The organism is Amycolatopsis silviterrae (assembly GCF_042684085.1).
Taxonomy (GTDB): Bacteria; Actinomycetota; Actinomycetes; order Mycobacteriales; family Pseudonocardiaceae; genus Amycolatopsis; species Amycolatopsis silviterrae.
Map to the genome: position 1 here is coordinate 100,719 of NZ_JBHUKS010000020.1, position 26,114 is coordinate 126,832.

General features: G+C 70.3%; 21 protein-coding genes. 14 read left to right on the forward strand and 7 right to left on the reverse strand.

Going from position 1 to position 26,114, the window contains the following annotated elements:
- The first annotated feature begins 3 nt into the window (after window positions 1-3).
- From ACFSVL_RS28110 to ACFSVL_RS28135, 6 genes are all read left to right on the forward strand, one after another.
- Window positions 4-2,961, forward strand: coding sequence for an ATP-binding protein (locus ACFSVL_RS28110; protein WP_378308556.1), 2,958 nt, complete (start codon window positions 4-6; stop codon window positions 2,959-2,961).
- A 46-nt stretch (window positions 2,962-3,007) separates the two neighbouring features.
- Entirely contained in the window at window positions 3,008-5,083 is a 2,076-nt protein-coding gene (locus ACFSVL_RS28115; RefSeq protein WP_378308557.1) for a magnesium transporter, read from the forward strand.
- A 3-nt stretch (window positions 5,084-5,086) separates the two neighbouring features.
- Window positions 5,087-5,686: a hypothetical protein gene (locus tag ACFSVL_RS28120; RefSeq protein ID WP_378308558.1), complete on the forward strand. Its 600-nt coding sequence runs from the start codon at window positions 5,087-5,089 to the stop codon at window positions 5,684-5,686.
- Window positions 5,687-5,688: 2 nt separating this feature from the next.
- Window positions 5,689-6,687, forward strand: coding sequence for a C40 family peptidase (locus tag ACFSVL_RS28125; protein WP_378308559.1), 999 nt, complete (start codon window positions 5,689-5,691; stop codon window positions 6,685-6,687).
- Window positions 6,688-6,808: 121 nt separating this feature from the next.
- Window positions 6,809-8,827: a hypothetical protein gene (locus tag ACFSVL_RS28130; RefSeq protein ID WP_378308560.1), complete on the forward strand. Its 2,019-nt coding sequence runs from the start codon at window positions 6,809-6,811 to the stop codon at window positions 8,825-8,827.
- A 24-nt stretch (window positions 8,828-8,851) separates the two neighbouring features.
- Window positions 8,852-9,049 (forward strand): hypothetical protein, encoded by a 198-nt coding sequence (locus ACFSVL_RS28135; RefSeq protein ID WP_037815747.1) that lies wholly within the window; start codon window positions 8,852-8,854, stop codon window positions 9,047-9,049.
- A gap of 271 nt (window positions 9,050-9,320) precedes the next feature.
- On the opposite strand, the gene ACFSVL_RS28140 is transcribed toward ACFSVL_RS28135, so the two are convergent.
- From ACFSVL_RS28140 to ACFSVL_RS28150, 3 genes are read right to left on the reverse strand one after another with little or no spacing between them, the layout of a single operon-like run.
- Complete coding sequence (locus ACFSVL_RS28140) at window positions 9,321-10,115, reverse strand: hypothetical protein (protein ID WP_378308561.1); 795 nt, start codon at window positions 10,113-10,115, stop codon at window positions 9,321-9,323.
- Window positions 10,112-11,269, reverse strand: a complete 1,158-nt coding sequence (locus ACFSVL_RS28145; RefSeq protein WP_378308562.1) for an SMI1/KNR4 family protein — start codon at window positions 11,267-11,269, stop codon at window positions 10,112-10,114. The genes ACFSVL_RS28140 and ACFSVL_RS28145 overlap by 4 nt, the downstream gene beginning before the upstream one ends.
- A gap of 45 nt (window positions 11,270-11,314) precedes the next feature.
- Window positions 11,315-12,274, reverse strand: a complete 960-nt coding sequence (locus ACFSVL_RS28150) for an ATP-binding protein (protein WP_378308563.1) — start codon at window positions 12,272-12,274, stop codon at window positions 11,315-11,317.
- Between the two features lie 113 nt (window positions 12,275-12,387).
- Here ACFSVL_RS28150 and ACFSVL_RS28155 point away from each other — a divergent pair, with 113 nt between their 5' ends.
- Both ACFSVL_RS28155 and ACFSVL_RS28160 read left to right on the forward strand, forming a co-directional pair.
- Window positions 12,388-13,806 (forward strand): RNB domain-containing ribonuclease, encoded by a 1,419-nt coding sequence (locus tag ACFSVL_RS28155; protein WP_378308564.1) that lies wholly within the window; start codon window positions 12,388-12,390, stop codon window positions 13,804-13,806.
- Window positions 13,803-14,567 carry a helical backbone metal receptor gene (locus tag ACFSVL_RS28160; RefSeq protein ID WP_378308565.1) on the forward strand — a complete coding sequence of 255 codons (765 nt, stop codon included), beginning with the start codon at window positions 13,803-13,805 and terminating at the stop codon, window positions 14,565-14,567. Before ACFSVL_RS28155 ends, ACFSVL_RS28160 begins: the two co-directional genes overlap by 4 nt.
- On the opposite strand, the gene ACFSVL_RS28165 is transcribed toward ACFSVL_RS28160, so the two are convergent.
- Both ACFSVL_RS28165 and gabT read right to left on the reverse strand, forming a co-directional pair.
- Window positions 14,548-15,975, reverse strand: coding sequence for an aldehyde dehydrogenase family protein (locus ACFSVL_RS28165; RefSeq protein ID WP_378308566.1), 1,428 nt, complete (start codon window positions 15,973-15,975; stop codon window positions 14,548-14,550). The two genes, ACFSVL_RS28160 and ACFSVL_RS28165, sit on opposite strands and share 20 nt — an antisense overlap.
- Window positions 15,972-17,327 (reverse strand): 4-aminobutyrate--2-oxoglutarate transaminase, encoded by a 1,356-nt coding sequence (gene gabT / locus ACFSVL_RS28170; RefSeq protein ID WP_378308567.1) that lies wholly within the window; start codon window positions 17,325-17,327, stop codon window positions 15,972-15,974. Before gabT ends, ACFSVL_RS28165 begins: the two co-directional genes overlap by 4 nt.
- A 153-nt stretch (window positions 17,328-17,480) precedes the next feature.
- On the opposite strand from gabT, the gene ACFSVL_RS28175 reads away from it, so the two are divergent.
- The gene (locus ACFSVL_RS28175; protein ID WP_378308568.1) at window positions 17,481-18,899 is read left to right on the forward strand and encodes a PucR family transcriptional regulator; all 1,419 of its coding nucleotides are present in this window, start codon (window positions 17,481-17,483) and stop codon (window positions 18,897-18,899) included.
- Here ACFSVL_RS28175 and ACFSVL_RS28180 read toward each other — a convergent pair.
- Window positions 18,889-19,629 (reverse strand): cache domain-containing protein, encoded by a 741-nt coding sequence (locus ACFSVL_RS28180; protein WP_378308569.1) that lies wholly within the window; start codon window positions 19,627-19,629, stop codon window positions 18,889-18,891. The two genes, ACFSVL_RS28175 and ACFSVL_RS28180, sit on opposite strands and share 11 nt — an antisense overlap.
- A 32-nt stretch (window positions 19,630-19,661) precedes the next feature.
- The gene (locus tag ACFSVL_RS28185) at window positions 19,662-20,405 is read right to left on the reverse strand and encodes a FadR/GntR family transcriptional regulator (RefSeq protein WP_037815737.1); all 744 of its coding nucleotides are present in this window, start codon (window positions 20,403-20,405) and stop codon (window positions 19,662-19,664) included.
- A gap of 113 nt (window positions 20,406-20,518) precedes the next feature.
- Here ACFSVL_RS28185 and ACFSVL_RS28190 point away from each other — a divergent pair, with 113 nt between their 5' ends.
- From ACFSVL_RS28190 to ACFSVL_RS28210, 5 genes are all read left to right on the forward strand, one after another.
- The gene (locus ACFSVL_RS28190) at window positions 20,519-21,934 is read left to right on the forward strand and encodes a gamma-aminobutyraldehyde dehydrogenase (RefSeq protein ID WP_378308570.1); all 1,416 of its coding nucleotides are present in this window, start codon (window positions 20,519-20,521) and stop codon (window positions 21,932-21,934) included.
- A 32-nt stretch (window positions 21,935-21,966) separates the two neighbouring features.
- On the forward strand, window positions 21,967-23,043 hold the full coding sequence (locus tag ACFSVL_RS28195; RefSeq protein ID WP_378308571.1) for an ABC transporter ATP-binding protein: 1,077 nt from the start codon (window positions 21,967-21,969) through the stop codon (window positions 23,041-23,043).
- A gap of 26 nt (window positions 23,044-23,069) precedes the next feature.
- The gene (locus ACFSVL_RS28200; protein WP_378308572.1) at window positions 23,070-24,278 is read left to right on the forward strand and encodes an ABC transporter substrate-binding protein; all 1,209 of its coding nucleotides are present in this window, start codon (window positions 23,070-23,072) and stop codon (window positions 24,276-24,278) included.
- 125 nt (window positions 24,279-24,403) lie between these two features.
- Complete coding sequence (locus ACFSVL_RS28205) at window positions 24,404-25,285, forward strand: ABC transporter permease (protein ID WP_378308573.1); 882 nt, start codon at window positions 24,404-24,406, stop codon at window positions 25,283-25,285.
- 15 nt (window positions 25,286-25,300) lie between these two features.
- The gene (locus ACFSVL_RS28210; RefSeq protein WP_378308574.1) at window positions 25,301-26,104 is read left to right on the forward strand and encodes an ABC transporter permease; all 804 of its coding nucleotides are present in this window, start codon (window positions 25,301-25,303) and stop codon (window positions 26,102-26,104) included.
- Window positions 26,105-26,114: the final 10 nt, after the last annotated feature.

Below are 26,114 nucleotides of genomic sequence, written 5' to 3' on the forward strand. Positions count from 1 at the left end.
TCGTTGTTCGGTCGCGGCGGAAGCCGAGGGAAACGGGAGCAAGACGTCCCCGCCGGCGCGTGGAACGCGCCACCGCGGGGCCGTCCGCCGTCCGGCGGCACAAACTCCGGCGGCAAGGGCCGCCGGCTGACCGGTGAACAGGCGATACCGGCGTACACGCCGTCGATCGCCGCGCGCAGCATCGACGGGCACCTGCTGCGGACCGGGTACGAGGTGTACGCCTGGTACCGGCTCGCGCCGCAGCGCTGGTCGTTCCGTTCCGATTCGCAGCGCCGCGACCTGATCGCGGCCATCGCGGGCCAGTACGCCGAACTGCAGGGCCGCTGGCTGCACCTGCGCGTCACCAACCGGCCCTACCCGATCCGGATGTGGGCCGAGGCGCACGTGCACAACGCGGTCGGCAGGCCGAACGACGTGCCCGGCGCGCTGTCGTTCGACGACTACCTGATCGGCGAGCAGCAGCAGCTGATGGGCCGCTCGATGGCGGAAAAAGAGGTCTACCTCGGCGTCCAGGTGCAGACCCGGCGCATGGTGGACCGCGCGGTGGAGCGCGCCGCGCCGGTGCTGCGCCGGATCCTGCCCGAGGCGGTCGACGCTGAACTGGCCGCGCTCGACTCCGAGATCGAGCACCTCGACCAGGTCATCGGCAGCGCCGGGCTGGAAGGCCGCCCGGTGCACGCCGAGGAGATGTCCTGGCTGATGCACCGCTCGTGCTCGCTGGGCCTGCCCGCGCCGCGGAACATGCCCGCGGTGCCGGGCGCGGCGTGGGAGCCCGAGGACCTCGCCAGCTTCACCGACGCGGCGGATTTCCACGCCGACCCGTACGCGCCCACGGTCACCGTGCGCGGCCGGACCGGGTCCAACGCCGGGGTGTCGCGGCATCTCGCGGTGCTCACCGTCGGCCAGATGCACGGGCTGCAGATCCCCGAGGTCGACGACCCGTGGATCCAGCACGCGGACCGGCTGCCCGCGGCGGTCGAGGTGTCCGCGCGGATCTACGTGCGGCGTCCGGAAGAGGTGTCCGGCGAACTGCAGCGGCAGATGAACAAGGTCCGCTCGCAGGTCAAGCACTACACCGACGAGCACGAGCTGGAACCGCCGCAGTCGCTGGCCCGCCAGGCCGGCCGGGTGCTGGAGATCGACGACGAGATGACGTCGGGCTTCACCGCGCTGGCCACGCGCGTGCGGTCGTGGTGGCGGCTGGCGGTGTCCGGTCCCACCGAGCGCGACGCGCTGCGGCTCGCTCAGCAGCTGCTCGACCTGTACAAGCCGAAGATCGCCATCGAGCATCCGGAAGCGCAGTACGCGATGGCCCGGGAGTTCATCCCGGGCGAGCCGCTGGCCTCGGGCGCGTACATGCGCCGCGGTTCGGTGGTGTGGACGGCTTCGGCGGTGCCCACCGCGACCGCGGAGGTCGGCGACCGGCGCGGCATCCTGCTCGGCGAAACGGTCACCGCGACCCGGCGGCCGGTGGCCTGGGACCCGTGGATGGCGCAGGAGATCCGCGACGGATCGGGCCTCACCGCGATGGTCGCCGGGCTGGGCGGCGGCAAGTCGTTCCTCGGCGGCGGCATCGTCTACAAGACGCTGCGGGCCGGGGCGCACTGGACGATCCTCGACCCGTCCGGCCCGCTGTCGCGGCTGTGCGACCTGCCGGAGATCCGGCCGTACGCGCGGCCGATCAACCTGCTCAACGCCCAGCCGGGCATCCTCAACCCGTACCGGGTGGTCGCCGATCCGCTGATCGAGCACTTCATGGACGAGGAGGACCCGGAACGCTCGTGGCGGCGCGAGAAGGCGCTGGCCGGCGCGACCCGGCGGCGGCTGGTGCTCGACGTGCTCACCGGCGTGCTGCCGTACGAGGTGTCGCGGATGGCGCAGACCCGGATCGTGCTGCTGCGCGCGGTGCGCGCGGTCGGCGGCCGGTTCGACGCCGACCCCGGCCAGGTCATCGACGCGCTGCGGCGGGATTCGAGCGAGCACCACGAGCACGCGGTCGTGGTCGCGGACTTCCTGGACGAGATGCGCGAGCGGATGGCGCTGCTGATCCCGGAAACCGACGCGGACCCGTACGCCGAGACCCGCGACGACCGGATGACCGTGCTGACCATGGCGGGCCTGACCCTGCCGAAGGACGGCGTGCCGCGCGAGTACTGGACCGACGCGGAATCGCTCGGCGTGGAAATGCTGAACCTCGCGGCGTGGCTGACCCAGCGGTCGGTGTACGAGAAGCCGAAGGAACTGCGCAAGGGCGTCTGGATCGACGAGGCGTTCTTCCTGTCCGAGGTGCCGACCGGGCGCGTGCTGATGAACCGGTTCGCCCGCGACTCGCGGAAGTGGAACGTCCGGGTGCTGCTGTCCTCGCAGATCCCGGCGGACTTCCTGAAGATCCAGGGTTTCGTGGCGCTGCTGGACTCGGTGTTCGTCGGCCGTCTCGACGACGACGACGCCCAGGCCGACGCGCTGCGGCTGCTGAAGGTGCCGGTCGGCGTTGGCTACGAGCAGGTCGTCGCCGCGCTCGGCCGCCGCCCCGGCGCCCAGCGCGGGCTGGAGCGCGACATGGAGCCCCGGCAGTTCATCTTCGGCGACGGCGCCGGCGGCGTGGAACGCATCCGCGTCGACTTCTCCGGCCCGCATCTCGACCCGCTGCGCTCGGTCATGGACACCACCCCGGGTTCGCCCGACGCGCGCGGCAAGCCTGGCAGCGAACTCGTGGTACCCCACGAGGACGAGGCCAAGCCGTACGTCCCCGCCCCACCGGAGGACGACGAGCTGGAACACGACTTCGAACTCCAAGCGGAACTCGAGGTCGGTCTCGCCGACGAGCAGCTGCTGGGCTCGCCGGACCCGCTCGCTTCCGAAACCGGCGAGGTGGAGGGTGCAGTGCGCAACGGACGGCAGGAGGACCGGCACGCCCGCGCCGGCGGCAAGGGCGGCGGCACCGGCAGGGATGCCGCGTGAACCCCGGTGATCCGGGCCGGCCGGCGCCGGCCGTGAGGAGGCCTGCGTGAACACCGTCTTCACGCTGGCGTTCGTCCTCGCGTTCGCCGCCGGCTGGCACACGCTGCGCAAGCGCGTGAAGGAAGGCCCCAAGCCAGGTGGCGGCCGCCCGAGCAGGCGGGCGTCGCTGCTGGCCGTGGTGGCGGTGATCGGGCTGCAGACGGTGCTGTTCGCCCCGTCGGCGAACGCGGCGGCGTGCGGGGAATCGCCGAACCCGGAGCGGCCGGGAGCGGGCATGGTCGGCGCGCTCGACCCCGCCGAAGGCCACGGCGAGGCAGGCAGCCCGTACATCGATTACAGCTACGCCGGGTTCGTGTGGAACACCTACCAGACGAACTGCACGGCGTTGTCGGCCATCGCCTCGCCCAGCTCCACGATCGACACCTGGGCGGGCAACCAGCTCTTCAACGTCGGCAAGAACATCGTCGGCGCCACCAACTCGCTGCACTACACGGTGCTCGAGGGCGGTCTGCTCAACCCGATCTACAACGCGGTGAAGTCAGGCGCGGAGAAGGTCTACAACAACATCTACGCGCAGCTGTTCGGGCTGGTCGCGCTGATTTTGTCGATCATGCTGTTCCGCAACATCTGGCGCGGCGATCTGGCCGGGGTCAGCAAGCGGGCGCTCTACGCGATGGCCGGGGTGTGGCTCGCCGCCTCGTCGCTGGCGATGCTGAGATATTTCGATCCGATCGACAAAGCGATCGTGCAGACCACCACGAACATCCAGGCCGGGTTCGTGGACGAGTCGGAGAACCGGGTCGTGCGGCACATCCTGCCGACCGACCTGCACACCGAAGTGGTCTACAAGAACTGGATGCGCGGGGAGTTCGGGTCACCGGACGCACCGCAGGCGGCCCAGTACGGCCGCCCGTTGCTCGATGCCCAAGCCTTCACCTGGGATCAGCTGCGCAACGGCGATGACGCCAAGCAGAACGTCGTCGACGCCAAAAAGGCCGCCTTCAAGGACATCTCCACCAAGCTCGGCCCCGCCACCGGCTACTTCACCGGCGAGGCGGGCGGCCGCACCGGCGCCGGGTTCCTCGCCCTCGGCCAGAGCCTCGTCTACTCGCTCTTCCAGCTGCTGGCCAAGGCGTCCGTGCTGCTCGCGCAGGTGCTGATCCGCCTGTTCGCGCTCACCGCGCCGCTGATCGGCCTCGTCGCGCTGCTCAACCCGGAGATCCTGCGCCGCGTGCTCAAGGTCGCCGGCGGCATCGCGTTCAACCTGGTCGTGCTGTCGGTGCTGGCCGGCGTGCACGCGCTGCTGCTGCAGGCGATCTTCGCCGCGGGCGACGGGCTCAACCTGCTCACCAAGATGGTCCTCGCCGGGCTCATCACGGTGCTGCTGTTCCTCGTCGGACGGCCGGTGCGCCGGCTGTGGCAGATGGTCGAGATGTCGGTCAGCATGGTCGGCGCGGCGGCGCCCTCGCCCGGCGGGCTGTTCTCCCGGTTCCGCCGGAAGAACGGGCCGACGCCGCAGGACGAGTTCTGGCAGAACGTCCGCGACACCGACGACGTCGTCGACGGCGACCAGCGCGGCCCGATCGGCGCGACGGTCGGCGGCGGCCGGTACCGGCCCGAGGCGGCGGTTTTCGCCAGCTCGCAGCGGCTCGACAACGGCTCTCGCGCGGCCCGGCCCGCCGCGGCCTGGTCCGGTGCGCCGTGGCCGGGCGCGGTCGGTCCCGCGCAGTCCGCCGCGGGCGCGCTGCCCGCGGGCGGCGGGGGCGGTTCGCCGGTGTTCGGCCAGTACCACCCGGTCGCCGGCGCGCCCGGCGACTACGTGATGGCAGGCGGACGCTGGCCGGTCAAGGAGAGCAGGCAGGTCGACACTTCCCCGGTCGCCGACCGGCGGTGGAGCGACGAGCCGGAGCCGGTGGTCGTCCCGTCGCGGATGAGCGCGCCCGATCGCGGGTACTCGGCCCCGGCCCCCGACCAGCCCGGGTTCACGGTGCCGACGCAAGGCATCCGGGCCCAGCCGCGCCGGGTGGATCCCGAGGTGGTGGCCGGGAAACCGGTGTTCGTGCTGTACCGCCCGTCGCGCGGCATCGAGGTCCGCGACACCGACCAGGCCATGGGGCGGTGACCGATGCCGATCCGCACCAACCGCGGCCGGACCGCGGTGTACCGCCGCCTGTGGGGCTTCCCGCTCCGCTCGCCCCGGCATCTCGTGGGCACGCTGGTGTTCCTCGCGCTGGTGATCACCGCGCTGGGCATCGGCCTGCCGAAGGTGCTGGGCAAACCGGCGGCCGCGCAGCCCGGCGCGGCCCCGCCGAACTCGTCGGCCGCGCCGCACACCGGCGTCGCGGCCCCGGTGCCGAGCACTGAAACCCTGCCCACCCGGCTGTCCCAGCCGCTGGTCACGCCGACGTCGGCGCCCCCGAGCCCGGACGCGCTGAACGTCGCGAAGCAATGGGCGACCGCCTGGGTGCGCCATCCGGCGGGCATCTCGAACGCCGACTGGCTCAACGGGATGCGCGCGCTCACCACCGACGAGTACCTCCCCGTCATGTCGACTGTGGACCCCGCGAACATCCCGGCCACCAAGGTCACCGGCGATCCGACAGTCGCGCAGTCCTACTCCAGTTCGGTCAAGGTCGTGGTCCCCACCGACGGTCCGAAACTCAGCATCACCGTGGTCAAAACCGGCGCGGGATGGCGAGTGTCGGACTACGACCAGGCGAGCTGACCGTGAAGCTGGCCATCCTCGTCTCGGTGGTGATCGCCGCCGTTTTCGCCACGGTGCTCACCACGAACGTCGTGACGAAGGTCGTGAACGACCAGCAGCAGGCCGCGGCCGGCGGGATCGCGCTGACCTCCTGTGATGCCGCGATCGGCCCCACCCAGCCCGGGCAGCCGGAGCAGGGCGGGTCGGACGCCGCCGAACTCGACCAGGAGTCGCGCGGCACGGTGTCGCTGATCATCGCGATCGGCAAGCAGCGCAGCCTCGCGCCGCGCGCGTGGCAGGTCGCGATCCAGGCCGGGATGACCGAATCGCGGCTGCACAACGTGAACTACGGCGACCGCGACTCGCTCGGCATCTTCCAGATGCGCCCGTCGATGAACTGGGGCAGCCCGGCGCAGGTCACCGACCCGAACTACGCGATCAACAAGTTCTTCGACGTCCTGCTCGGCGTCCCGGACTGGGAAAACCTGCGCCCCGGCGACGCGGCGCAGCGGGTCGAGCGGTCCGGCTTCCCGGATCGCTACCACCGCTGGGAGGCGATGGCGGCCTCGCTGGTGCAGAACATGGGCCAGATCGCGGACGTGGTCGGCTGCGGGCAGGGCATGGGCGCCGCGCTGCCGCCGAGCCAGGCCGCCGCGCAGGCGATCAAGTTCGCGCTCGGCGAGCAGGGCAAGCCCTACATCTGGGGCGCGACCGGCCCGGACTCCTACGACTGCTCCGGCCTGATGCTGCGCGCCTACGAGTCGGCGGGCGTGATCCTGCCGCGCGTGTCGAAGGACCAGTACAAGGCGGGCGCGATGCTGCCGGTGCGCGACGCGCAGCCCGGCGACCTGATTTTCCTCGCCAACGACCCGGCCGACCCGACCACCATCCACCACGTCGCGATGTACCTGGGAGACGGCAAGATCGTCGAGGCACAGCAGACCGGCGTCCCGGTGCACATCCGCCCGTTCTCGTTCGACGAGAACCAAGTCGTGCCGCAGGCGGTGCGCCCCGGCGTCTAGCATGGGTGCGGGAGGCACCGGCTCTTGACCCGCGGTGACTCGGTGCCGCGGGTCCGGATTCACCCCGAAGTCGCGGCCTGTCCACGAGCACGTGGCCGCGCGCTGGCAGAGGATGGCACACGTGGCACGGAAATTCGGCAAGCGCGGCAAACCAGGCCAGAGCGAGCCCCAGGACCCGGCGGCGCTGTTCGGCGCACCGCAGCCGCCGCGCCAGTCCGCGCACCCCGCGTCCAGCACCCCGCTCGCGGACCTGCTGAACCAGGGAATGCCCGGCGTCGACGGCGGGTACGTCGTGCTGCCCCGTTCCCTGGCCGAGGGCATGTCGCTGCCGTGGCAGCAGCAGATGGCGGCCTTGCTGGCCCAGTTCCACGGCGAGCACGCCCGGCTGTCGTGGCCGGTCTACCGGGTCGTGCCGTCCCGGTACGAGCGCCTGGTCGATCTCGACGAGGAGCAGCTGGCCGAGGCCGGCTACCTGGTGGAGATGGACGCCGAGGGGGAGATGGTCTACCGGGAGCGCAGCGGCCGGAAGGTCCAGGACCCGGACCGGACGACCGTGCTGGTGTCCTGCTTGGACCCGATCCCGCGACCGGCCTCGGCCGGGCCTTCGGCGGAGGCACCGCCGGTCGGCCCGCTGGCCGCTCCGGTGCCGATGAACATCGGCCCGGCTCCGGTGTGGCGATCGGCGGCTGGCGAGGGTGGGCCCGGTCCCGCCGGTGGCGGTCCGGCGCCACGTCCGCCGGAGGAGGTGCGGCCTGAGCCGGTGAGGAATGGCCAGGCTGAGCAGGTCTCGGAGACTACGGCCGCCGCGGAAGAGATCCCTCAGCCGGAGCCCGCGGCTGGCTCGGGCACGCCTGCCGAAGAGCATGACCCGGGCGCTGCTCAGCCCGCACCGGCGAGTCCCCAGGCCGATCCGCAGGTGCGGGCGAGGCAGTCGTGGCAGCCGAAGCCGTACGTCCACGAGCCGAGGCAGCCCGCCCGCCCGGCGGAAACTTTGCCGCCACAGGGAAATCCGGCGCACGGGCGGCACGAGGCAGACACTCCTGCGGCGACGGGGTGGCAGGGCCAGAATCCGGCTTCGGGGCAGGTTTCTCAGCCTGGTCCGGGGGCGCAGTATGCTCCGCCGCCGGCCGCTCAGGCTCCGGCGCAACCGGTTTCCGGGACCTCGCAACAGGTTCCGCCGACTGCTCCGGTCACAGAGCAGCCGACGGAGCCGTCCGAGTCCGGCAGGTCGCAACCGCTTCCGCCCGCGAATCCTGCGGCAGCGCAGCAACCACTGCCGCCTGCGAATCCTCCCGCACCGGCGTCGCAACAACAGGTTTCGCCCGCACCCGGCGGGCAACCTGCTGCGCAGCAACCCCCGGCTCAGCCGAGTGCGCCTCCGCCAGCGAATCCTCCTGCGCCGAGGGCACCGCAGCCTGCCCCTGGTGCGCAACCGGCTGCGCCCGCGCAGTCATCCTCAGCTCAGCCGCATCCGCCGGCGAATCCTCCCGCATCGGCGGTGCAGCAGCCTGCCCCCGGCCCGCAACAGCCTCCGTCCGCGCAGCAACCTCCGGCCCGTCCGGCAGAGAATGCCCCTGCACCGGCACCGCAGCCTGCTCCCGGCGCGCAGCCGGCTGCGCAGGATTCCCCGGCACAGCCGCATCCATCAGCGAATCCTTCCGCACCGGCGGTGCCGCCGCCTGCCCCTGCCGCGCCACCGGCTCCGCCCGCGCAGCAGCCCCCGGCTCAGCCCCCCGCGCAGCCGCAGGCAACCCCACCCGAACCAGCGCAGCCGGCCGCCGCCGGGACGCCCTTCCAGCTGCCGCAGCCCAGCGGCCGTCGGCGGAGCAGCGAGACCGGGCCGGACGGGCGTCCGCTGCCGGTCTTTCCGGGGCAGGAGACGGGGACGTCCGGGCCGCCGCCGTCGCGGACGTACCGGGACGAGCTTCCGGTCTTTCCCGGCAAGGACCCGGCCGTCCCGCTGGTGCCGGACTACGGCGCGCCCTCCCCGGCGGACGACGCGGCGACCCCGCCTCGCGGCATCCCCGTCCCGGACAACCGCGGGTGGTTCGACGAGCATCCCGACCACGAGGACGACGGCCCGTCCGACTTCGGGCCCACCGGGCAGCCCACCGAGGTCCCGTTCCGCTGGCGCAAGTGAGCGGCGAAGTGTCAGGCTGAACCCATGTCTGACGACCCGAACCCGGACCAGGGCTGGTACTACAACACCCGCACCCACGAGGTCGAGCACCTCGAACGCAGCCGCGGAGTCGACCTCCTCGGCCCCTACCCGGACGAGGCCACGGCCCGCCGGGCGCTCGACATCGCCCGCGAGCGCACGCGGCAGGCCGATGCCGCCGACCGTTCCTGGGACGGCGACTGAGCGGCGCGAAGAATCGGGGCCGGTGGGCGCTCTGCCGGTCACGTCGCTCGTGAGCGCACGCGCGGGGCCGATGCCGTCGATCGTTTCTGGGACGGACCGATCGGCGCGAAGAACCGAGGCTGATGCTGCGGTTCGTTCTTGGGCCTGGTGCGGGAAGGCCGGGCCGTGGCGTCCCCGGCCATCGCCCGTGAGCGCACGGCCCTGGCCGACGCCGCCGATCGTCTCTGGCATGGCGACTGATCGCCGCGAAAAGCCGGTGCCGCCCCAGAAATCAAGCGGGGCGTAGCGGCTTGGTGCGAGGCTGCCCCCACATCTGCAGCAAGCACCCAGACTCCGCGACGTGAAACCGGATCCGGTAATCGCCGTGGCCAGACGGCAGCGGCGGCAGCGGCAGCTCCCGCCCGGCCAGTTCGCGCAGGACGACGTGGCCGGAGTGGAAGCGGCAGCTCACCTCCGCGATCCGGGCATAGGCCGGGGAAGGGCCCGGGTCCTCGGGAGCGAGGACTACCGCCAGAGGCAGCTCACCGTCGTCGAGCGGGGGCCAGAACAGGGCCGCGCCGGGGACTGCGTCGATCAGGTCCGCGGAGTCGGCGGACGGCGGGACCGGCAGGATGTCGCCGAGCGGGCGGCCCCGGTCCAGGAGCATGAACTGGCTTGCCCGGACCTGCAGGCGAAAGTCCAGGTGCGTAGTCGTGTGCCGGACGGGGGCGAAGTCCTCGGGGACGCCGTCGGGGAAGCCGTGTGCGGCTAAGAAATCGGCGAGTTCGGCGTCAGTCACCTGGCGGGCGCGGTCGGCGAGGCCGGGGACGTCTCCTGGCTCCGGACGCTCGTATCTGCTCGCTACCGCCACGAGGCCCTCTCCGGTCGGCAGAGGGCCTTGCCATTGCCGGACCGAGACCATCCCGCAGGTACGGCACGCGTCCCGCCTGATGTGGACGGTCCTGCCGGACGGGTCGGTGTGCGTTTCGGTCGCTTCCAGCGCGAAGTCGGGGAAGTCGTGCGGGCGGCCGCAGGCGTTCAGGATTTGTTCCATCGCGACGTCTTCCCGGGTCGGGACGGGTCTCATCGGTCACCTCGGGGTCGAGTCAGCAGTTCGCGGCCGTGTTCGCGGGTGAATGTCGCGGCCAGCGCCGGGTCGGCGAGCAGGGCGACCGGGGCGATGTGGTCGACGGACCTGGGCTGCCATTGGGCCAGCGCCGTCCGGATGGCCTGCCACAAGGTGTCCGGGTCGTCTGCGTGTTCGGCCAGCGCCGTTCTGGCCAAGCGGTCGAACGCCGGATTGCCGAAGTTCGGGCGCGGGCCTTCGCGGCGGAGCCGGGCCTGGCCTTCGCCGATGGCGAGCTGGATTTCCGGGCGTTCGCCGTACATCGCCGTCTGCAGCACGGAATGGCGATAGCCCGTCGCGGAGCGGGCGTGCTCGGTCAGCAGCCACGGCATGAGTTCGTCGGTGAACAGCGGGTCGGCGAGAAAGCCGTCCGGCACTTGGCGCAGCAGGCGGCGGAGCGACTGGCTGGCTTGGTACTCCTGGCCGAGCAGCAGGTGGAGCTGGGCGAGCAGGACCGTGGCGCGGTCGCGGCCGAACTCCTCGGCTTGCGCGAGCACGGTCGCGGCACCGTCGACGTCGCCGGCGAGCGCGGCGAGCCTGGCCTGTTCGACCTTGGCGTCCCACTCGTCGCGAGTCTCGCCTTCCGGCTGGCGCATCTCGTGAAACTCGGCGTACAGGCTCTCCATCAACGCGGTGAACGACGCGAACCGGGTGGGCGGCTCAGCTCGCCAGGAGAACAGGCTGTACGCCGCCCACTCGCCGGATTCGTCGACGTCGCCCGGATCGAGGAACAGGATCCCGGCGTCGGCGTCGCGCGAGATCATCAGTCCCCGGCTGAACTTGTTGCCCCCGTCCGGATCCGGTTCGGCGTCGGAGAGGTCTTCCCACTCCTCCCAGTACGGCTCGATGTCGCGCAGCCACCCGAGGTCAGCGGTGTCCCGCATCCGCCAGACGAAGCACCCGGCATGCCGCCAGCCGTCTGTCGTCAGCAGGAAGTCCCGGTAGGACGGCGGCAGCGGCTGCCCCAGCCGGGCTTCGGTCGCCGCGATCGCCGCCTCGCTCGCCGGGGCGAAGCCGAGCCATCGCTCGCGCTGCACGTCCGGATCGAGTTCGTCGGGTTCGGCGCTCCGGACCCATTCCGCGCTCCAGCGGGACAGCCATGGCTTCCAGTCCATGGCCGCCATTATGTCGGCGGAGCTTCGGCCGGTGGCCGGTTTGCGCTATCCCGCCATGGCCGCCGGATCCAGCACGAATTCCGGATCCACCTGGTCCGCCAGATCTGTCCCCGCGCGCCCGTTGCCCCAGGCCCGCGCGTTGCGGAGGTGGAATTCCACGCCTTGGCGCTGGTAGCGCGCCCAATCCCGCGGCGTCGCGTCCACCTGGGACCGCATCGCGGTCAGCGTGGCCAGGTTGCGCGGCTCCAGTTCGCCGATCGGGCGGATGGTGCCGCGCTCGGCGGCCCGGACGTGGCCGGACGTGGTCATCCAGCCCAGCAGCGCCGAACCCAGCTGTTCGGTCAGGAAGTCGACGTCGTCGCTGTCGGTGACCTTGTTGCCCACGGCCACCAGGTGCACCCCGAAGTCCCGCGCGTGATCCGCGTACTGGCGGTAAACGCCGACGCTGCGCAGGGTCGGTTCGCACACCAGGAATGTCACGTCGAAGCGCGTGAACAGGCCCGAGGCGAACGCGTCGGCCCCGGCGGTCATGTCCATCACGACGTACTCGTCCGCGCCGTCCACCAGGTGGTTCAGCAGCAGTTCCGCGGCGCCGACCTTCGAGTGGTAGCAGGCGACGCCGAGGTCGTCCTCGTCGAACTGGCCGGTGACGCCCAGCCGGACCCCGCCGAGCGGGCGGAAGCAGGCGTCGAAGATCGGGTTGTCCTCGAAGGGGCGCACGAGGCGCGAGCCCCGGCCGGGCGGGGTCGTTTTGATCATCGCGTCGGCGGACGGGATCCGCGGGTTGTCGCCGCGCAGGTACTCCTTGATCAGCGGCATATTGTCGCCGAGCGTCGGCCACGCCAGTGCCTGCTCCTCGGTCGCGCCGAGGGCGACCGCCAGGTGCTGGTTGATGTCGGCGTCGATGGCCAGCACCGGCTTGCCCGCGGCGGCCAGGTGGGCGACGAACAGCGACGAGAGCGTGGTTTTCCCGCTGCCGCCCTTGCCGACGAACGCGATCTTCACCGATTCGGCCCCTTCTGAAAATGAAGACGATTATCAATGCCAGGCAGGCTACACCCGACCGGCCCGCGCCCGAACGGGCGATCACCGGCGCTCCGGCGGGATAGTGTTGGACCGTGCCGCCACTCGTGCTGAGGACGTCAGCGTCGGGAGGGGACTTCGGTCGTCTCCGGGCGGAGTTCGCGCTGCCGGAGTCGTTCGGTCCGGCGGTGCTCGCGGAGGCCGAGACGGCGGTGCTCGATCCGCTCGCCTCCGCCGGCGGCCGCGAGGACGCCACCGACCTGCCGTTCGTCACGATCGATCCGCCCGGGTCCAAGGACCTCGACCAGGCGATGGTGCTCGAACGGCGCGCGGGCGGGTTCCGGGTGCAGTACGCGATCGCGGACCTGGCGGCGTTCGTCCCGCCGGGCGGGGCGCTCGATCACGAGGCGCGGCGGCGCGGGCAGACGCTGTATCTCCCGGACGGCAACGTCCCGCTGCATCCGCCGGTGCTGTCCGAGGGGGCGGCGAGCCTGCTGCCGGGCGAGGTGCGGCCCGCGGTGCTGTGGACGATCGACGTCGACGGGGGCGGGGAAATCCTCGCCACGCGGGTGCGGCGGGCGCTGGTGCGTTCGACGGAACAGCTTGACTACGAAGGGGTCCAGGCCTCGCTGGAGGCCGGGCGGCCGCATCCGTCGGTGGCGGCGCTGCCGGAGCTCGGCCGGTTGCGGCGCAGTCTGGCGGTGCGTCGCGGGGCGGTCGAACTGCAGTTGCCGGAGCAGGAAATCAGCGGCGACATCGACGGCGGCTGGATTCTCGCGCGCCGGCCGCGCACGGCGGTGGACGCGTGGAACGCCGAGATCTCGCTGCTGACTGGCATGGCCGCGGCGCGGATCATGATCGAGGCCGGGATCGGGGTGCTGCGGACGTTGCCGTCGCCGGAGCCGGACGCGGTGGAATGGCTGCGCCGGTCCGCGTCGGCGGTGGGGCTGGCCTGGCCGATCGAGCTGGGAGTGTCCGAGTTCCTGTCCACTTTGGACCCGGGGCAGCCCGCGTCGATGGCGCTGTACGCGGACACCACGCGGCTGTTGCGGGGCGCGGGTTACACGGCGTTCGCCGGGGAATTGCCTGCGGTGACGACGCATGCGGGCATCGGCGGGGCGTACGCGCATGTCACCGCGCCGATCCGGCGGCTGGTGGACCGGTTCGGCACCGAGGTGTGCCTGGCGGTGACGGCCGGGCGCGAGGTGCCGGATTGGGTGCGCGAGGCGCTGGCCGAGGTGCCCGCGCAAATGTCCGCTTCGGACAGTCTGGCGGCACGGGTGGAACGGGCGTGCATTGATCAGGTGGAGGCGTGGGTACTCGCTGAACAGGTGGGCCACGAGTTCACCGCGGTGGTGCTGCGCGCGGACGAGACGCGGGCGGAGATCCTGGTGGAGAATCCGCCGGTGATGGCGAAGTGCTCCGGCGAGAAGTTCCCGGAGGGCGAGCGGATCGCGGTGCGGCTGACCGAAGTGGACGTCGAGCAGAGGAAGGTGTCGTTCGAACGGGTATGAGGAACGCGGAACTGGTGGACGATCTCGGCGAGCCGGTGCCGATCGAGGGGCCGCCGCGGCGGGTGGTGTCGCTCGTGCCGTCGCTGACCGAGGCGGTCGAGGTGAGCGCGCCGGGGCGGCTGATCGGGGCGACGGACTACTGCACGCATCCGGCCGATCTGGACGTGGCACGGGTCGGCGGGTCGAAGTACCCGAAGCTCGACCGGGTGCTCGCGCTCGAACCGGATCTGGTGCTGGCGAACTCCGAGGAGAACCGGCCGGAGGACGTGGAAACCCTGCGCGCCAACGGGATTCCGGTGTTCGTCATGGCCGCGGCGGAGTCCGTGCCCGCCGCGCTCGGGTCGTTGCGGCGCATTCTCACCCAGGTGTACGGGATCGACGAGCCGGAATGGCTGGACACCGCCGAAGAACTGTGGCGAGAGGTAGCACCGGTCCGGTACCGGGCGGTGATCCCGGTGTGGCGCAAGCCGTGGATCGTGCTGGGCCGCGACACTTTCGCCGGCGACGTGCTGCGCCGGGTCGGAATCGAGAACGTCTACTCCGGACACTCCGAGCGCTATCCCCGGCCGTCGCTGGAAGAACTCCGGAAGACCGGGGCCGACCTGGTCGTACTGCCCGACGAGCCGTACGAGTTCACCCAGGACGACGGCCCCGGCTTCTTCCCGGAGATGCGCCCGGTGCTGATCTCCGGGCGCTACCTCACGTGGTACGGACCGTCTCTGGTGGACGCCTACGCGGCGCTCAGAGAGTCAGTCCAGTAAGGACAGTCACGCGCTCCTCGGTGAAGTCCGCCATCGCCGCGGCCGGGCCTTCGCGGCCCACACCGGAGTCCTTCACCCCGCCGTAAGGCATCTGGTCGGCGCGGAAGCTCGGCACGTCGCCGACCAGCACGCCGCCCACCTTGAGCCGCGCCGACACGTCGAACGCCGTCGGCAGGTCGCGGGTGAACACCCCGGTCTGCAGGCCGAAACGGGACGCGTTGATCCGCTCCACGCCGTCGTCCACAGAGGACACGCGAACCAGCGAGACCACCGGGCCGAACACCTCGTCCGCCATCACCGAAGCGTCCTCGGGGGCTTCGGCGAGCACAGTCGGCTCCACCGTCGCGCCCTTGCGGCCACCGCCGGCCAGCAGCTTGGCACCGGCGACAACCGCGTCGGTGACCCAGGACTCGACCCGCGAAGCGGCCGCCTCGTTGACCAGCGGGCCCACGTCGACGCCGTCCTCGCGCGGGTTTCCGGTGCGCAGCGCGGCAACCTGCTCCAGCACCTTCTCCTGCAGTTCGTCGTAGACATCGGTGTGCGCGTACACGCGCTGCACCGAGATGCACGACTGCCCGGCCTGGTACATGGCGAACGTCGCGATCCGCTGCGCGGCGAAGTCCAGGTCAGTCCAATCCGGACAGACCAGCACCGCGCCGTTGCCGCCGAGTTCCAGTGCGACGTGCTTGCGCGGCACGGTGTCGCGGATCGCCCAGCCGACCGGAACCGAACCGGTGAACGACACGACCGGCAGCCGCGGGTCCTTGACCAGTTCGGCGGTTTCCTCGTTGCCCAGCGGCAGAATCGACCAGCTGCCCGCCGGAAGGTCGGTCTCAGCGAGGATTTCGCCGAGCAGCAGCGCGGTCAGCGGCGTCGCCGGGGCCGGCTTCAGCACGATCGGCGCGCCGACCGCGATCGCCGGGGCGACCTTGTGCGCCACCAGGTTCAGCGGGAAGTTGAACGGCGTGATGCCCAGCACCGGGCCGCGCGGCACGCGCCGGACGAGCGCGAGCCGTCCGGTGCCGCCGGGGTCGGTGTCGAGCCGCTGCAGTTCGCCGGAGAACCGGCGGGCCTCCTCGGACGCCCAGCGGAACGTCGACACCGCACGGCCGATCTCGCCGCGCGCCCACTTCAGCGGCTTGCCCGATTCGGCGGTGATCAGCTGCGCGATCTCCTCCGCCCGCTCGGAAAGCCGGCGCGAGATGTGGTCGAGCGCGCCCGCGCGGACGTGCGCGGGCAGCGTCGCGAACTCGTCGGCGACGTCGACCGCGGACTGGACCGCAGCCTCCACATCGGACGGTCCGGGCAGGTAGTGCTGACCGGCTTCGGAACCGTCGAACGAATGCCGGACGACGGTCGTTTCGCCACTGGTGACCGGCTTTCCGGCCACCCAGAACGGGAAAGTCACTTGCGGGCCTCCGTGCGGATTGCGTACTCGAGAACGGCGAGGCCTTCGTCGAGCAACTCGTTGGACAGGGACAGCGGGGGGAGCAGCCGGACGACGTTGCCGTACGTGCCGCAGGTCAGCACCACGACCCCCTGCGCGTGGCAGGCGGCGGCAATGCGCTTGGTGAGGTCGGCGTCCGGCTCGTTCGTACCCGGATTCACGAACTCGGCGGCCAGCATTGCTCCTCGCCCGCGCACGTCGCCGATCACGCCGGTTTCCGTTGCCAGCGCCCGAAGCCGCGGCAGCACCAGGTCCTCGATGCGCTTCGCAGAACCGGCCAGGCCGTCGCTCCGCATGGTCTCGATCGCGCCCAGCGCCGCGGCGCACGCGATCGGATTGCCGCCGTACGTACCGCCGAGCCCGCCCGCGCCGACCGCGTCGAGCAGTTCCGCGCGTCCGGTCACCGCGGCGAGCGGCAGCCCGCCCGCGATGCCCTTGGCGGTGCACACCAGATCCGGGATGACGTCCTCGTGCTCCGAGGCGAACCAGTTTCCGGTGCGGCAGAAGCCGGTCTGCACCTCGTCGGCGACGAACACGACGCCGTTCGCCTTGCACCACGAGGAAATCGCGGGCAGGAAGCCGGGCGCGGGCTCGATGAAGCCGCCCTCGCCCTGGATCGGCTCGAGCACGACGGCCGCGACCTGGTCGCCGCCGATCTGCTTCTCGATCCGGTCGATCGCCTGCCGCGCGGCCTCCGGCCCGGCCAGTCCGTCGCGGTACGGGTACGAGCCCGGCACGCGGTACACCTCGGGCGCGAACGGGCCGAAACCGTGCTTGTAGGGCACCGATTTCGCGGTCATGCCCATGGTCAGGTTGGTGCGGCCGTGGTAGGCGTGGTCGAACACCACGACGGCCTGGCGACCGGTGGCGGTGCGCGCGATCTTCACCGCGTTCTCGACCGCTTCCGCACCCGAGTTGAACAGCACCGACTTCTTCGCGTGGTCGCCCGGCGTCAGCTCGCCCAGCGCTTCGCACACCTCCACGTAGCCCTCGTACGGGGTCACCATGAAGCAGGTGTGCGTGAACAGGCCCGCCTGCTCGCGCACCCGGTCGACCACCTCGGGCGCGGAATGCCCGACGCTCGTCACCGCGATCCCGGAACCGAAGTCGATCAGCACATTGCCGTCGGCGTCGGTGAGCAGACCGCCGGTGGCGGAGGTGATGTAGGCGGGCAGCGTGGACGCGACCCCGGCGGCGACCGCGTTCGCGCGGCGTTCCTGCAGCGCGCGGGAGGCGGGCCCGGGGATCTCGGTCTGCAGCCTGCGCTGCCGGGGTGCCGGAGCCTGCGGCTCGGCGGCGGTGCTGGTGGTCACGGCGCTCCTACGTCGCGGGTCGTGAGTGCTGGTGCCGGTGAGAACCGGCGCAGGCACTCACGAGCTTCGAGTGGTTCGCCCCTCAGGATGGGCCCTCCGCCCCTCCCCGTCAGCTGGCCGTTCTGTCCAACTTGGCAGCTACACTTGGCTGTTATGGCACTCACCCTGCGCACCCTCGCCGCCGAACCCGCGCTCGCCCTGCGCGTGGTCGCGGGCGAGGCCGGGCTGGACCGCCCGATCGGCTGGGTGCACCCCACCGAGCTGACCGACCCGCAGAGCTTCCTCGAAGGCGGGGAACTGCTGCTCACAACCGGTCTGACGCTCTACAGCGCGACGTACGCGGCGTACGTCCGGCGGCTCGTCGACGCCGACGTCGCCGGGCTCGGCTTCGGCGTCGGGCTGAGCCACGCCAAGGTCCCGGACGCGTTGGTGGCGGTCGCCGACGAGGTCGGGCTGCCCGTGCTGGAGGTGCCGCGGAAGACGCCGTTCATCGCGATCACGCGCGCGGTGTCCCGGTCGGTCGCCGCCGACGAGTACGCCGCGACGGTGCGGATCGGCCGAGCCCAGCAGGAGCTGACCCGCACCGCAGTCGGCCGCGGCGGCGCCGGGGGAGTGGTGCGGCGGCTCGCGCGGCTCATCGATGGCTGGGTAGTGCTTTACGACTCCGCCGGACGCGTTCGCGAGGCTTCGTCCGCTAAGGCGCGTAGTGCCGAACTGGACGTCACCGGCCTTCGCGCGGGCACGCGCGTGGTGTCCCATGGCGACGACGAGGTCGTGCTCCAGACTCTGCACACCCGTGGCGCGTTGGCGGTCGGTACCGCGGAACCGTTGGACAGCACCGGACAGCACATCGTCAACACGGCTGTGTCGCTGCTTTCCCTTGCCCTGGAACAAGATCGCGCGCAGCGGGTTTCCCTGTCCCAACTGCACACTGGCGTACTGGAACTGCTTGCCGCCGGACACCATGAGCTGGCCCACGAGGTAGTGCCTGATCTTCCTCCGGAACCGTGGACGGTGCTCGCGGTGGCCGGGAGCAAGGCTGCCAGGAACACGCTGTACGAACGGCTGGAAACCCTGGCCGGGCAAGTGTTCGCCGCACATCGCGGAGATAAGCTGATCGTGCTGGCGGAGAACGACGCGGTACGCGAGATCGTCGCGGAGACCGGCGAATTCCACAGTGGACTGTCCACTGGGGAATTCCCGGTCGCGCTCCGGCAGGCGGAGGAAGCGGCCGAGGCGGCGCGGACGCAGCGCGTGCCGATGCTGCGCTACGCCGACCACGCCGGGGCCGGGCTGCTGGGCCTGGTCGATCATCAAGCCGCGCAAGCGTTTTCTGATCAGCTCCTCGCGCCGGTGCGGGAGTTCGACCGCGCCGGTCGCGGCGACCTGGAGCTGTCGCTGCGCTGCTGGCTCGAACACCACGGCCACTGGGATCTCGCCGCGACGAAGCTCGGCGTGCACCGGCACACCTTGCGCAACCGGGTCACCAAGGCTGCCGAGCTGCTCGGCCGGGACCTCGACGCACCCGGCGTCCGCGCGGAACTGTGGTTCGCTCTCCAGGTCAGGTCGTGACCAGCAGCGTGATCGGCGAATCCCCGCAGCGCCGCAACGTCATCCCGCCCGGAGCCGTATACGGTTCCGCCCCCGACGCCCACCAGGCCGGCACGTCGATCTCGCGCACCAGCGACCCGGTCGCCTTCCGCGCGCTGTTCGACACGATCACCCGCCCCTGCGCGTTGAGCAACGCGGCCGTCCGGCCGAGCGCGCGCAGCCGGCGACTCACCGTGCGCTCGAACTCGCGCACATACACGTCCGCACCAACGACTCCGGCGAATTCCTCACCGCGCGTGACAGGAATGGTGAAGGTGAGCGTGTACTCGTCGGTGCACAAATAGTCCACGTACGGCCCATTGACATGCCGCCGCCCGCTGTCGCGCGGGACGGTGAACCACGATTGCCGCGTGTAGTCAAGGAAATTGGGGCTCTCCGGATCGAGGCTGATGAACAGCTGTTCCGGCGAACCGTCGTCGGTGCGGCACGACGTCCACCACTCGAAGCCGAGTTCTTGATCGGCAAGGACATTCGGCGCGCTCACGAAGCCCGCGCCGACCACGAGGCCGCCGAGCGCCTCGATGACCTGCGGCCGGATCGCGTGCAGCGCTTCGGCCGAGAGGTCGGCGGTTTCGCCGAGCAGCGTTTCCGCGGCGGCCAGAACTGGTTTCAGGCGCGCGAAAATCTCCTCGACGAGGGCGGAAACCTGGGTCACTACCTCTTCGCCGGTCAGCGTGCGGGTATCGGTCACGATGCTCACCTCGTGATGCGGGTCATCGGAGCTTACGGCGTTTCGAGGGTCAGGTGCAGATCTGCGAGCCGATCAAGCGCGCCCAGCAGGTGCTCTTCGGTCAAGGCGCGCGCCCGATCGCCGTCGGCCGAGGCGATCGCGGAGACGATCGCCTGGTGCTCAGCGTAAGACCCGCGGCAGGTTTCCTTGTCGCCGAGGGGCGCCCAGAGCAATACGCCGTGTTCGCTCTGCAGCTGAACTTCCTGGTTGGTGAGCCGCGGGGACTGTGCGGCGGCGGCGACTTCGAGGTGGAAGTGCCGTTCCGCGCGGGTCGCGTCGGGGCCGCTCGCGCCGAGGAGGTCTTCCGCGGTTAGCCGCAGCCGTTCGAGATCTTCGGGAGTGCTGCGTTCCGCGGCGAGTTTCGCGGCCGAGCCCGCGACGGCGAGGTAGTGGTCGCCGAAGTCGCGAAGTTCAGCCATTGAGACCAATCGCAGGCGTTCGGCCCACGAACTCTGCGCGGGCCAGTCCGGGGTGCGCACGAAGCTGCCGCCGCCGCGGCCGCGCCGCGTTTCGACAAGGCCCTGCTGCCGCAGCACCGCGAGCGCCTCGCGCACGGTGACCGTGGAGACGCGGAACTGGGCGGCGAGTTCGGCCTCGCTCGGCAACTGCTCCGCGTCGTCGAGGAGACCGAGCGTGATGGCGTCGAACAGCCGCGCCGCGACCGCCTCCGCGCGCCCCACCTGTTCCAGCGGGGCGAACATCGCCAGTCGTGCGCTGTTCGACATCTCCTTGCGCATCGTGGGTCCACCCGTCTCGGCATCCGTTGGAGCCAATCCTGCCCCAGGGCCTTGTCATATGAAATATGGAGTTATATGTTTCATCCTGCCACGGAGAGTCAGGAGGCGCACGCGTGCAGGAGTTGAAGCACTACGTCGGCGGGACCTACGTCGACTCGCTGTCCGGAAAGGTCGCCGAAATCGTCGACCCGGTTACTGGACGTGCATACTGCACCGCGCCGGTGGCCGGCGCCGAGGACGTGGACCGCGCGCTCAAGGTCGCCGCGGAAGCGTTCGAAAGCTGGCGCGAGACCACCCCGGCGCAACGGCAGTTGGCACTGCTGAAGATCGCTGACGCGCTCGAGGCGCGCGGCGAGGAGATCATCCGCGTCGAAGCGCAGGACACCGGCAAGCCGTTCGCGCTCACCATGGAAGAGGAGCTGCCCGCGGTCATCGACCAGGTGCGCTTCTTCGCCGGTGCCGCGCGCGTGCTCGAAGGCCGTTCGGCCGGCGAGTACATGGAAGGCCACACGTCGTTCGTCCGCCGCGAGCCAGTCGGCGTCTGCGCGCAGGTGACGCCCTGGAATTACCCGCTGATGATGGCGATCTGGAAGATCGCGCCGGCGCTCGCCGCGGGCAACACCATCGTGCTCAAGCCGTCCGACACCACGCCTGCCTCCACGCTGCTGCTCGCCGAGATCTTCGGCGAGCACCTGCCCGCGGGCGTGTTCAACGTGATCTGCGGCGACCGCGACACCGGACGGGCGTTGGTAGAGCACGACATTCCGGCGATGGTGTCGATCACCGGCTCGGTGCGGGCGGGCATCGAGGTCGCCGGTTCGGCCGCGCACGACGTCAAGCGCGTGCACCTCGAACTGGGCGGCAAGGCCCCGGTGATCGTGTTCCCGGACGCCGATCTCGAAGCCGCCGCCGAAGCCATTGCCGCGGCGGGGTATTTCAACGCCGGCCAGGACTGCACCGCGGCCACGCGCGTGCTGGTGCACGACGACGTCCACGACACTTTCGTCAACGCGCTCACCCGCCAGGCCGAGGCGAACAAGACCGGCACCGGCGACGACGTCGCCTTCGGCCCGCTCAACAACGCCGCACAGCTGGAAAAGGTCGCCGGCTTCATCGACCGGCTGCCGGAGCACGCCACTGTCCACTGTGGAGGACGGCGCTCCGGCGACGAGGGCTATTTCTACGAGGCCACCGTGGTTTCCGGCGTCCGCCAGGACGACGAGATCACTCAGAACGAGGTCTTCGGCCCGGTCATCACGGTGCAGCGGTTCACCGAGGACGACGAAGCGCTCAAGCACGCCAACGGCGTTCCCTACGGCCTGGCGTCCTCGGTGTGGACCAAGGACCACCAGCGCGCCATGCGGTTCTCGGCGAAGCTCGACTTCGGGTGCGTGTGGATCAACACGCACATTCCGCTCGTGGCCGAGATGCCGCACGGCGGGTTCAAGCGGTCCGGCTACGGCAAGGACCTCTCGCTGTACGGCCTCGAGGACTACACCCGCGTCAAGCACGTGATGAGTGCGCTGTAGCCGTCGTGACCAGATCCATGGGAAGGCCCGTCATGCCCCATCAAGCCCCCGCCGAGACCCGGCCGCAGGGAAGGCGCCCGCAATCGGCGCAGCCCGCGATCCGGCTCACCGGCCTGGAAAAGCACTTCGACAAGGTGCGCGCCGTGGACGGGGTCGACCTCGACATCCCGCCCGGCGAGTTCTTCTCGATGCTCGGCCCGTCCGGTTCCGGCAAGACCACCGTGCTGCGGATGATCGCCGGCTTCGAACTGCCCACCGCGGGCACGATCGAACTCGAAGGCAAGGACGTGAGCCAATTGGCTCCGTTCGACCGCGACGTCAACACGGTCTTCCAGGACTACGCGCTCTTCCCGCACATGACGGTGCAGCAGAACGTGGAGTACGGCCTGAAGGTCAAGCGGGTCGCGAAAGCCGAACGCCGCGACCGCGCGAAGGAAGCGCTGCGCACGGTGCGGCTGGAGGACTTCGGCGACCGCAAGCCCGCGCAGATGTCCGGCGGGCAGCGGCAGCGGGTGGCGCTCGCCCGCGCTCTGGTAAATCACCCGAAAGTGTTGCTTTTGGATGAACCGCTCGGCGCACTCGACCTGAAGCTGCGCCAGGCCATGCAGGTCGAGCTCAAGCAGATCCAGCGCGAGGTCGGCATCACCTTCGTCTTCGTCACCCACGATCAGGACGAGGCGCTCACCATGAGCGACCGGATCGCCGTGTTCAACGCGGGCCGCATCGAACAGGTCGGTACTCCGGTCGAGGTCTACGAACGCCCGGCAAGTGCTTTCGTGGCAGGGTTTGTCGGCACATCTAACCTGCTCAGCGGGCGTAGCGCGGAGGCGGTGATCGGCAAGCCGGGCGTGTACAGCATCCGGCCGGAGAAGATCCGCATCGACGGCGATCTCGCTTCGCCGGCGGGCCCCGGCGAGACGTCCGCGACCGGTTCGGTGACGGATGTCGTCTATGCCGGATCGACGGTGCGCTACGCTGTCGCGCTCGATGCCGGGGGCCAATTGTCCGTTGTCCGCCAGAACACCAGCGAACCGGCCGAGTTCGCCGACGGTCGCGTCCGCCTGCGCTGGCGCCGCGAACACAGTTTCCGGGTCCCCGAAGCCGGCTAGTTCCTCACGGGAAGGTTTCTCTCGCTATGAAGAACAGGAAGACGCTGCTCGCAGGGCTGTGCGGCGTGAGCCTCCTGCTCGCCGCCTGCGGCACCTCGGGCTCCGACTCCAAAGCGGGGTCGGCGCCGGGCGCACAGGGCTTCACGCCGCCGAAGCTCAACGCGATGACGCAGCTCGGCCAGCCGGAAGGCCAGCTGAACGTGCTCGCGTGGCCCGGTTACGCGGAAAACGGCTCGAACGACGCGAAGGTCAACTGGGTCACGCCGTTCGAACAGCAGACCGGGTGCAAGGTCAACGTCAAGCCCTTCGGCACCTCGGACGAGGCCGTGACGCTGATGAAGACCGGGCAGTACGACGTGGTTTCCGCGTCCGGCGACGCCTCGCTGCGGCTGGTCGCCTCGGGCGACGTCGAGCCGGTCAACACCGCGCTCGTGCCGAACTACAACGACATTTACCCGTTCCTCAAGAACAAGTCGTGGAACAGCGTCAACAACGTCGCCTACGGCATCCCGCACGGCTGGGGCGCGAACGTCCTGGCCTACCGCACCGACAAGGTGCAGCCGGAGCCGAAGTCGTGGTCGCCGATGTTCGACGAGAAGTCGCAGTTCAAGGGCAAGGTCATCGCGTATGACTCGCCGATCTACATCGCCGACGCCGCGCTGTACCTGATGGCGCACCAGCCCGACCTCGGGATCAAGAACCCGTACGCACTGGACGACAAGCAGTTCAAGGCGGCCACCGACCTGCTCAAGAAGCAGCGCCCGCTGGTCGAGGAGTACTGGTCGGACTACCTCAAGGAAACGCAGTCGCTCAAGAGCGGCGACGGCGTGATCGGCACGGCCTGGCAGGTGACGGTGAACCTCGCGAAGAGCGAGGGCGCGCCGGTCGCGGCCACGGTGCCGAGCGAGGGTGCCACCGGCTGGTCGGACACCTGGATGGTGTCCGCGAAGTCGCAGCACAAGACGTGTGCGTACAAGTGGATGGACTACATCACGAGCCCGAAGGTGAACGCCCAGGTCGCCGAGTACTTCGGTGAGGCCCCGGCGAACTCCAAGGCCTGTGCGGAGTTCAAGGACAAGTCGCTGTGCGACACCTACCACGCCAACGACGCCGCGTACGCCGCCAAGATCCAGTACTGGACCACGCCGATCCCGCAGTGCCTCGACGGCCGCACGGACGTCAAGTGCAAGGACTACGGCGACTGGACCCGGGCCTGGACCGAGATCAAGGGCTGATCGACCCTCGCGGATGCCGGTACCCACCGCGCCGGCATCCGCGAGCCCGCCGGGGGCTGCGGGCCCTCCCCAATGTTCCCGCAGCTCCCGGCTTTTCTCCCTTCCGCACCCGAAAGCGCTAAGACATGACCGCCGTGAGCCCGCCGAGCCATCGCATCTCGGCCTTCTTCCACCGCAAACCCCAGCTGCGCCTCGGACTTCTCCTCACCGCGCCGATGCTCTGGCTCGGCCTGGCCTACCTCGGCGCGCTCGCCGCCCTCTTCATCACGGCCTTCTGGTCCACCGACGTCTTCACCGGCAAGGTGGTCACCGACTGGTCCTTCGACAACTTCGTCACTCTTTTCAGTGATTCGGTCTATCGCACGATCACGTTCCGCACCGTCGGCATCGCGCTGCTGGTGACGGTGATCGACGCGGTGATCGCGTTCCCGATGGCCTTCGCCATGGCCAAACTCGCCTCGCCGAAGGCACAGCGGGTGCTGGTGATCATGGTGATGACGCCGCTGTGGGCGAGCTACCTGGTGAAGGCGTACGCGTGGCGGACCCTGTTGTCCGGCAACGGAGTGCTCAACTGGCTGCTGGACCCGCTCGGCCTGTCCGGCCCGGGATACGGCGTCACCGCGACCGTGATCACGCTGTCGTATCTCTGGCTGCCGTACATGATCCTGCCGATCTACGCGGGCCTCGAACGGCTGCCGACGTCCCTGGTGGACGCTTCCGGCGACCTCGGCGCGAAGTCCTTCCGCACGTTCCGTTCGGTGATCCTGCCGCTCACGTTCCCGGCGATCGTCGCGGGTTCGATCTTCACCTTCTCGCTGTCGCTCGGCGACTACATCGCGGTGAAGATCGTCGGCGGCACTTCGCAGATGCTCGGAAACGTCGTGTACGACAACATCGGCGCGGCCAACAACCTGCCGTTCGCCGCGACCGTGGCGACAGTGCCGGTCGTGATCATGCTCGTCTACCTGGCCGCGGTGCGTCGCACCGGTGCGCTGGACAACCTCTAGGAGACCGCCGTGCGGATGTCGAAACCCGCCCGGGTGCTGCTGTGGACCGCGCTCGGCGTCGGATTCGCGGTGATTTACTTCCCGCTGCTGGTGGTCCTGCTGAACTCGGTCAACGCGGACACCACGTTCGGCTGGCCGCCGAAGAGCTTCACGCTGGAATGGTGGGGCCGCGCGGTCACCAACGAGGGCGCCCTGCATGCCTTGTGGACCAGCGTCATCGCCGGTCTTTCGGCGACCGCGATCGCCTTGGTGCTCGGCACGATGGCCGCGTTCGCGTTGCAGAAATACCGGTTCTTCGGCCGGAACTCGCTGTCGCTGCTGGTGGTCCTGCCGATCGCGCTGCCCGGCATCGTCACCGGGATCGCGCTGAACAACGCGTTCCGGACGATCTTCGGGCTCGACCTCGGGCTGATGACGGCGATCGTCGCGCACGCCACGTTCTGCATCGTGGTGGTGTTCAACAACGTCGTCGCCCGGCTGCGCCGGATGGGCGGGAATCTCGAAGAAGCGTCGATGGACCTCGGCGCGGACGGCATGACGACGTTCCGCCTGGTGACCTTCCCGATGCTGCGATCCGCTTTGCTGGCGGGTGGTTTGCTGGCGTTCGCGCTGTCGTTCGACGAGATCATCGTGACCACGTTCACCCTCGGCACCGGCATGGAAACGCTGCCGATCTGGATCTACAACAACCTGTTCCGCCCGAACCAGGCCCCGGTGGTCAACGTGGTGGCCGCGGTGCTGATCATCGTGTCGACGGTGCCGGTTTACCTGGCACAACGGCTTTCCGGCGGCGACAGCTCCAGCGGCGGCCGGATTTAATCCGGCTGCC

Bases quoted from the DNA above. Each gene is read 5' to 3' on its own strand.
- ACFSVL_RS28175 (WP_378308568.1), top strand. From the start codon at position 17,481: ATGGCACTCACCCTGCGCACCCTCGCCGCCGAACCCGCGCTCGCCCTG.
- ACFSVL_RS28210 (WP_378308574.1), top strand. From the start codon at position 25,301: ATGTCGAAACCCGCCCGGGTGCTGCTGTGGACCGCGCTCGGCGTCGGA.
- ACFSVL_RS28200 (WP_378308572.1), top strand. From the start codon at position 23,070: ATGAAGAACAGGAAGACGCTGCTCGCAGGGCTGTGCGGCGTGAGCCTC.
- ACFSVL_RS28160 (WP_378308565.1), top strand. From the start codon at position 13,803: ATGAGGAACGCGGAACTGGTGGACGATCTCGGCGAGCCGGTGCCGATC.
- ACFSVL_RS28205 (WP_378308573.1), top strand. From the start codon at position 24,404: ATGACCGCCGTGAGCCCGCCGAGCCATCGCATCTCGGCCTTCTTCCAC.
- ACFSVL_RS28195 (WP_378308571.1), top strand. From the start codon at position 21,967: ATGCCCCATCAAGCCCCCGCCGAGACCCGGCCGCAGGGAAGGCGCCCG.
- ACFSVL_RS28120 (WP_378308558.1), top strand. From the start codon at position 5,087: ATGCCGATCCGCACCAACCGCGGCCGGACCGCGGTGTACCGCCGCCTG.
- ACFSVL_RS28140 (WP_378308561.1), bottom strand. From the start codon at position 10,115: ATGAGACCCGTCCCGACCCGGGAAGACGTCGCGATGGAACAAATCCTG.
- ACFSVL_RS28145 (WP_378308562.1), bottom strand. From the start codon at position 11,269: ATGGACTGGAAGCCATGGCTGTCCCGCTGGAGCGCGGAATGGGTCCGG.
- ACFSVL_RS28185 (WP_037815737.1), bottom strand. From the start codon at position 20,405: ATGCGCAAGGAGATGTCGAACAGCGCACGACTGGCGATGTTCGCCCCG.
- ACFSVL_RS28135 (WP_037815747.1), top strand. From the start codon at position 8,852: ATGTCTGACGACCCGAACCCGGACCAGGGCTGGTACTACAACACCCGC.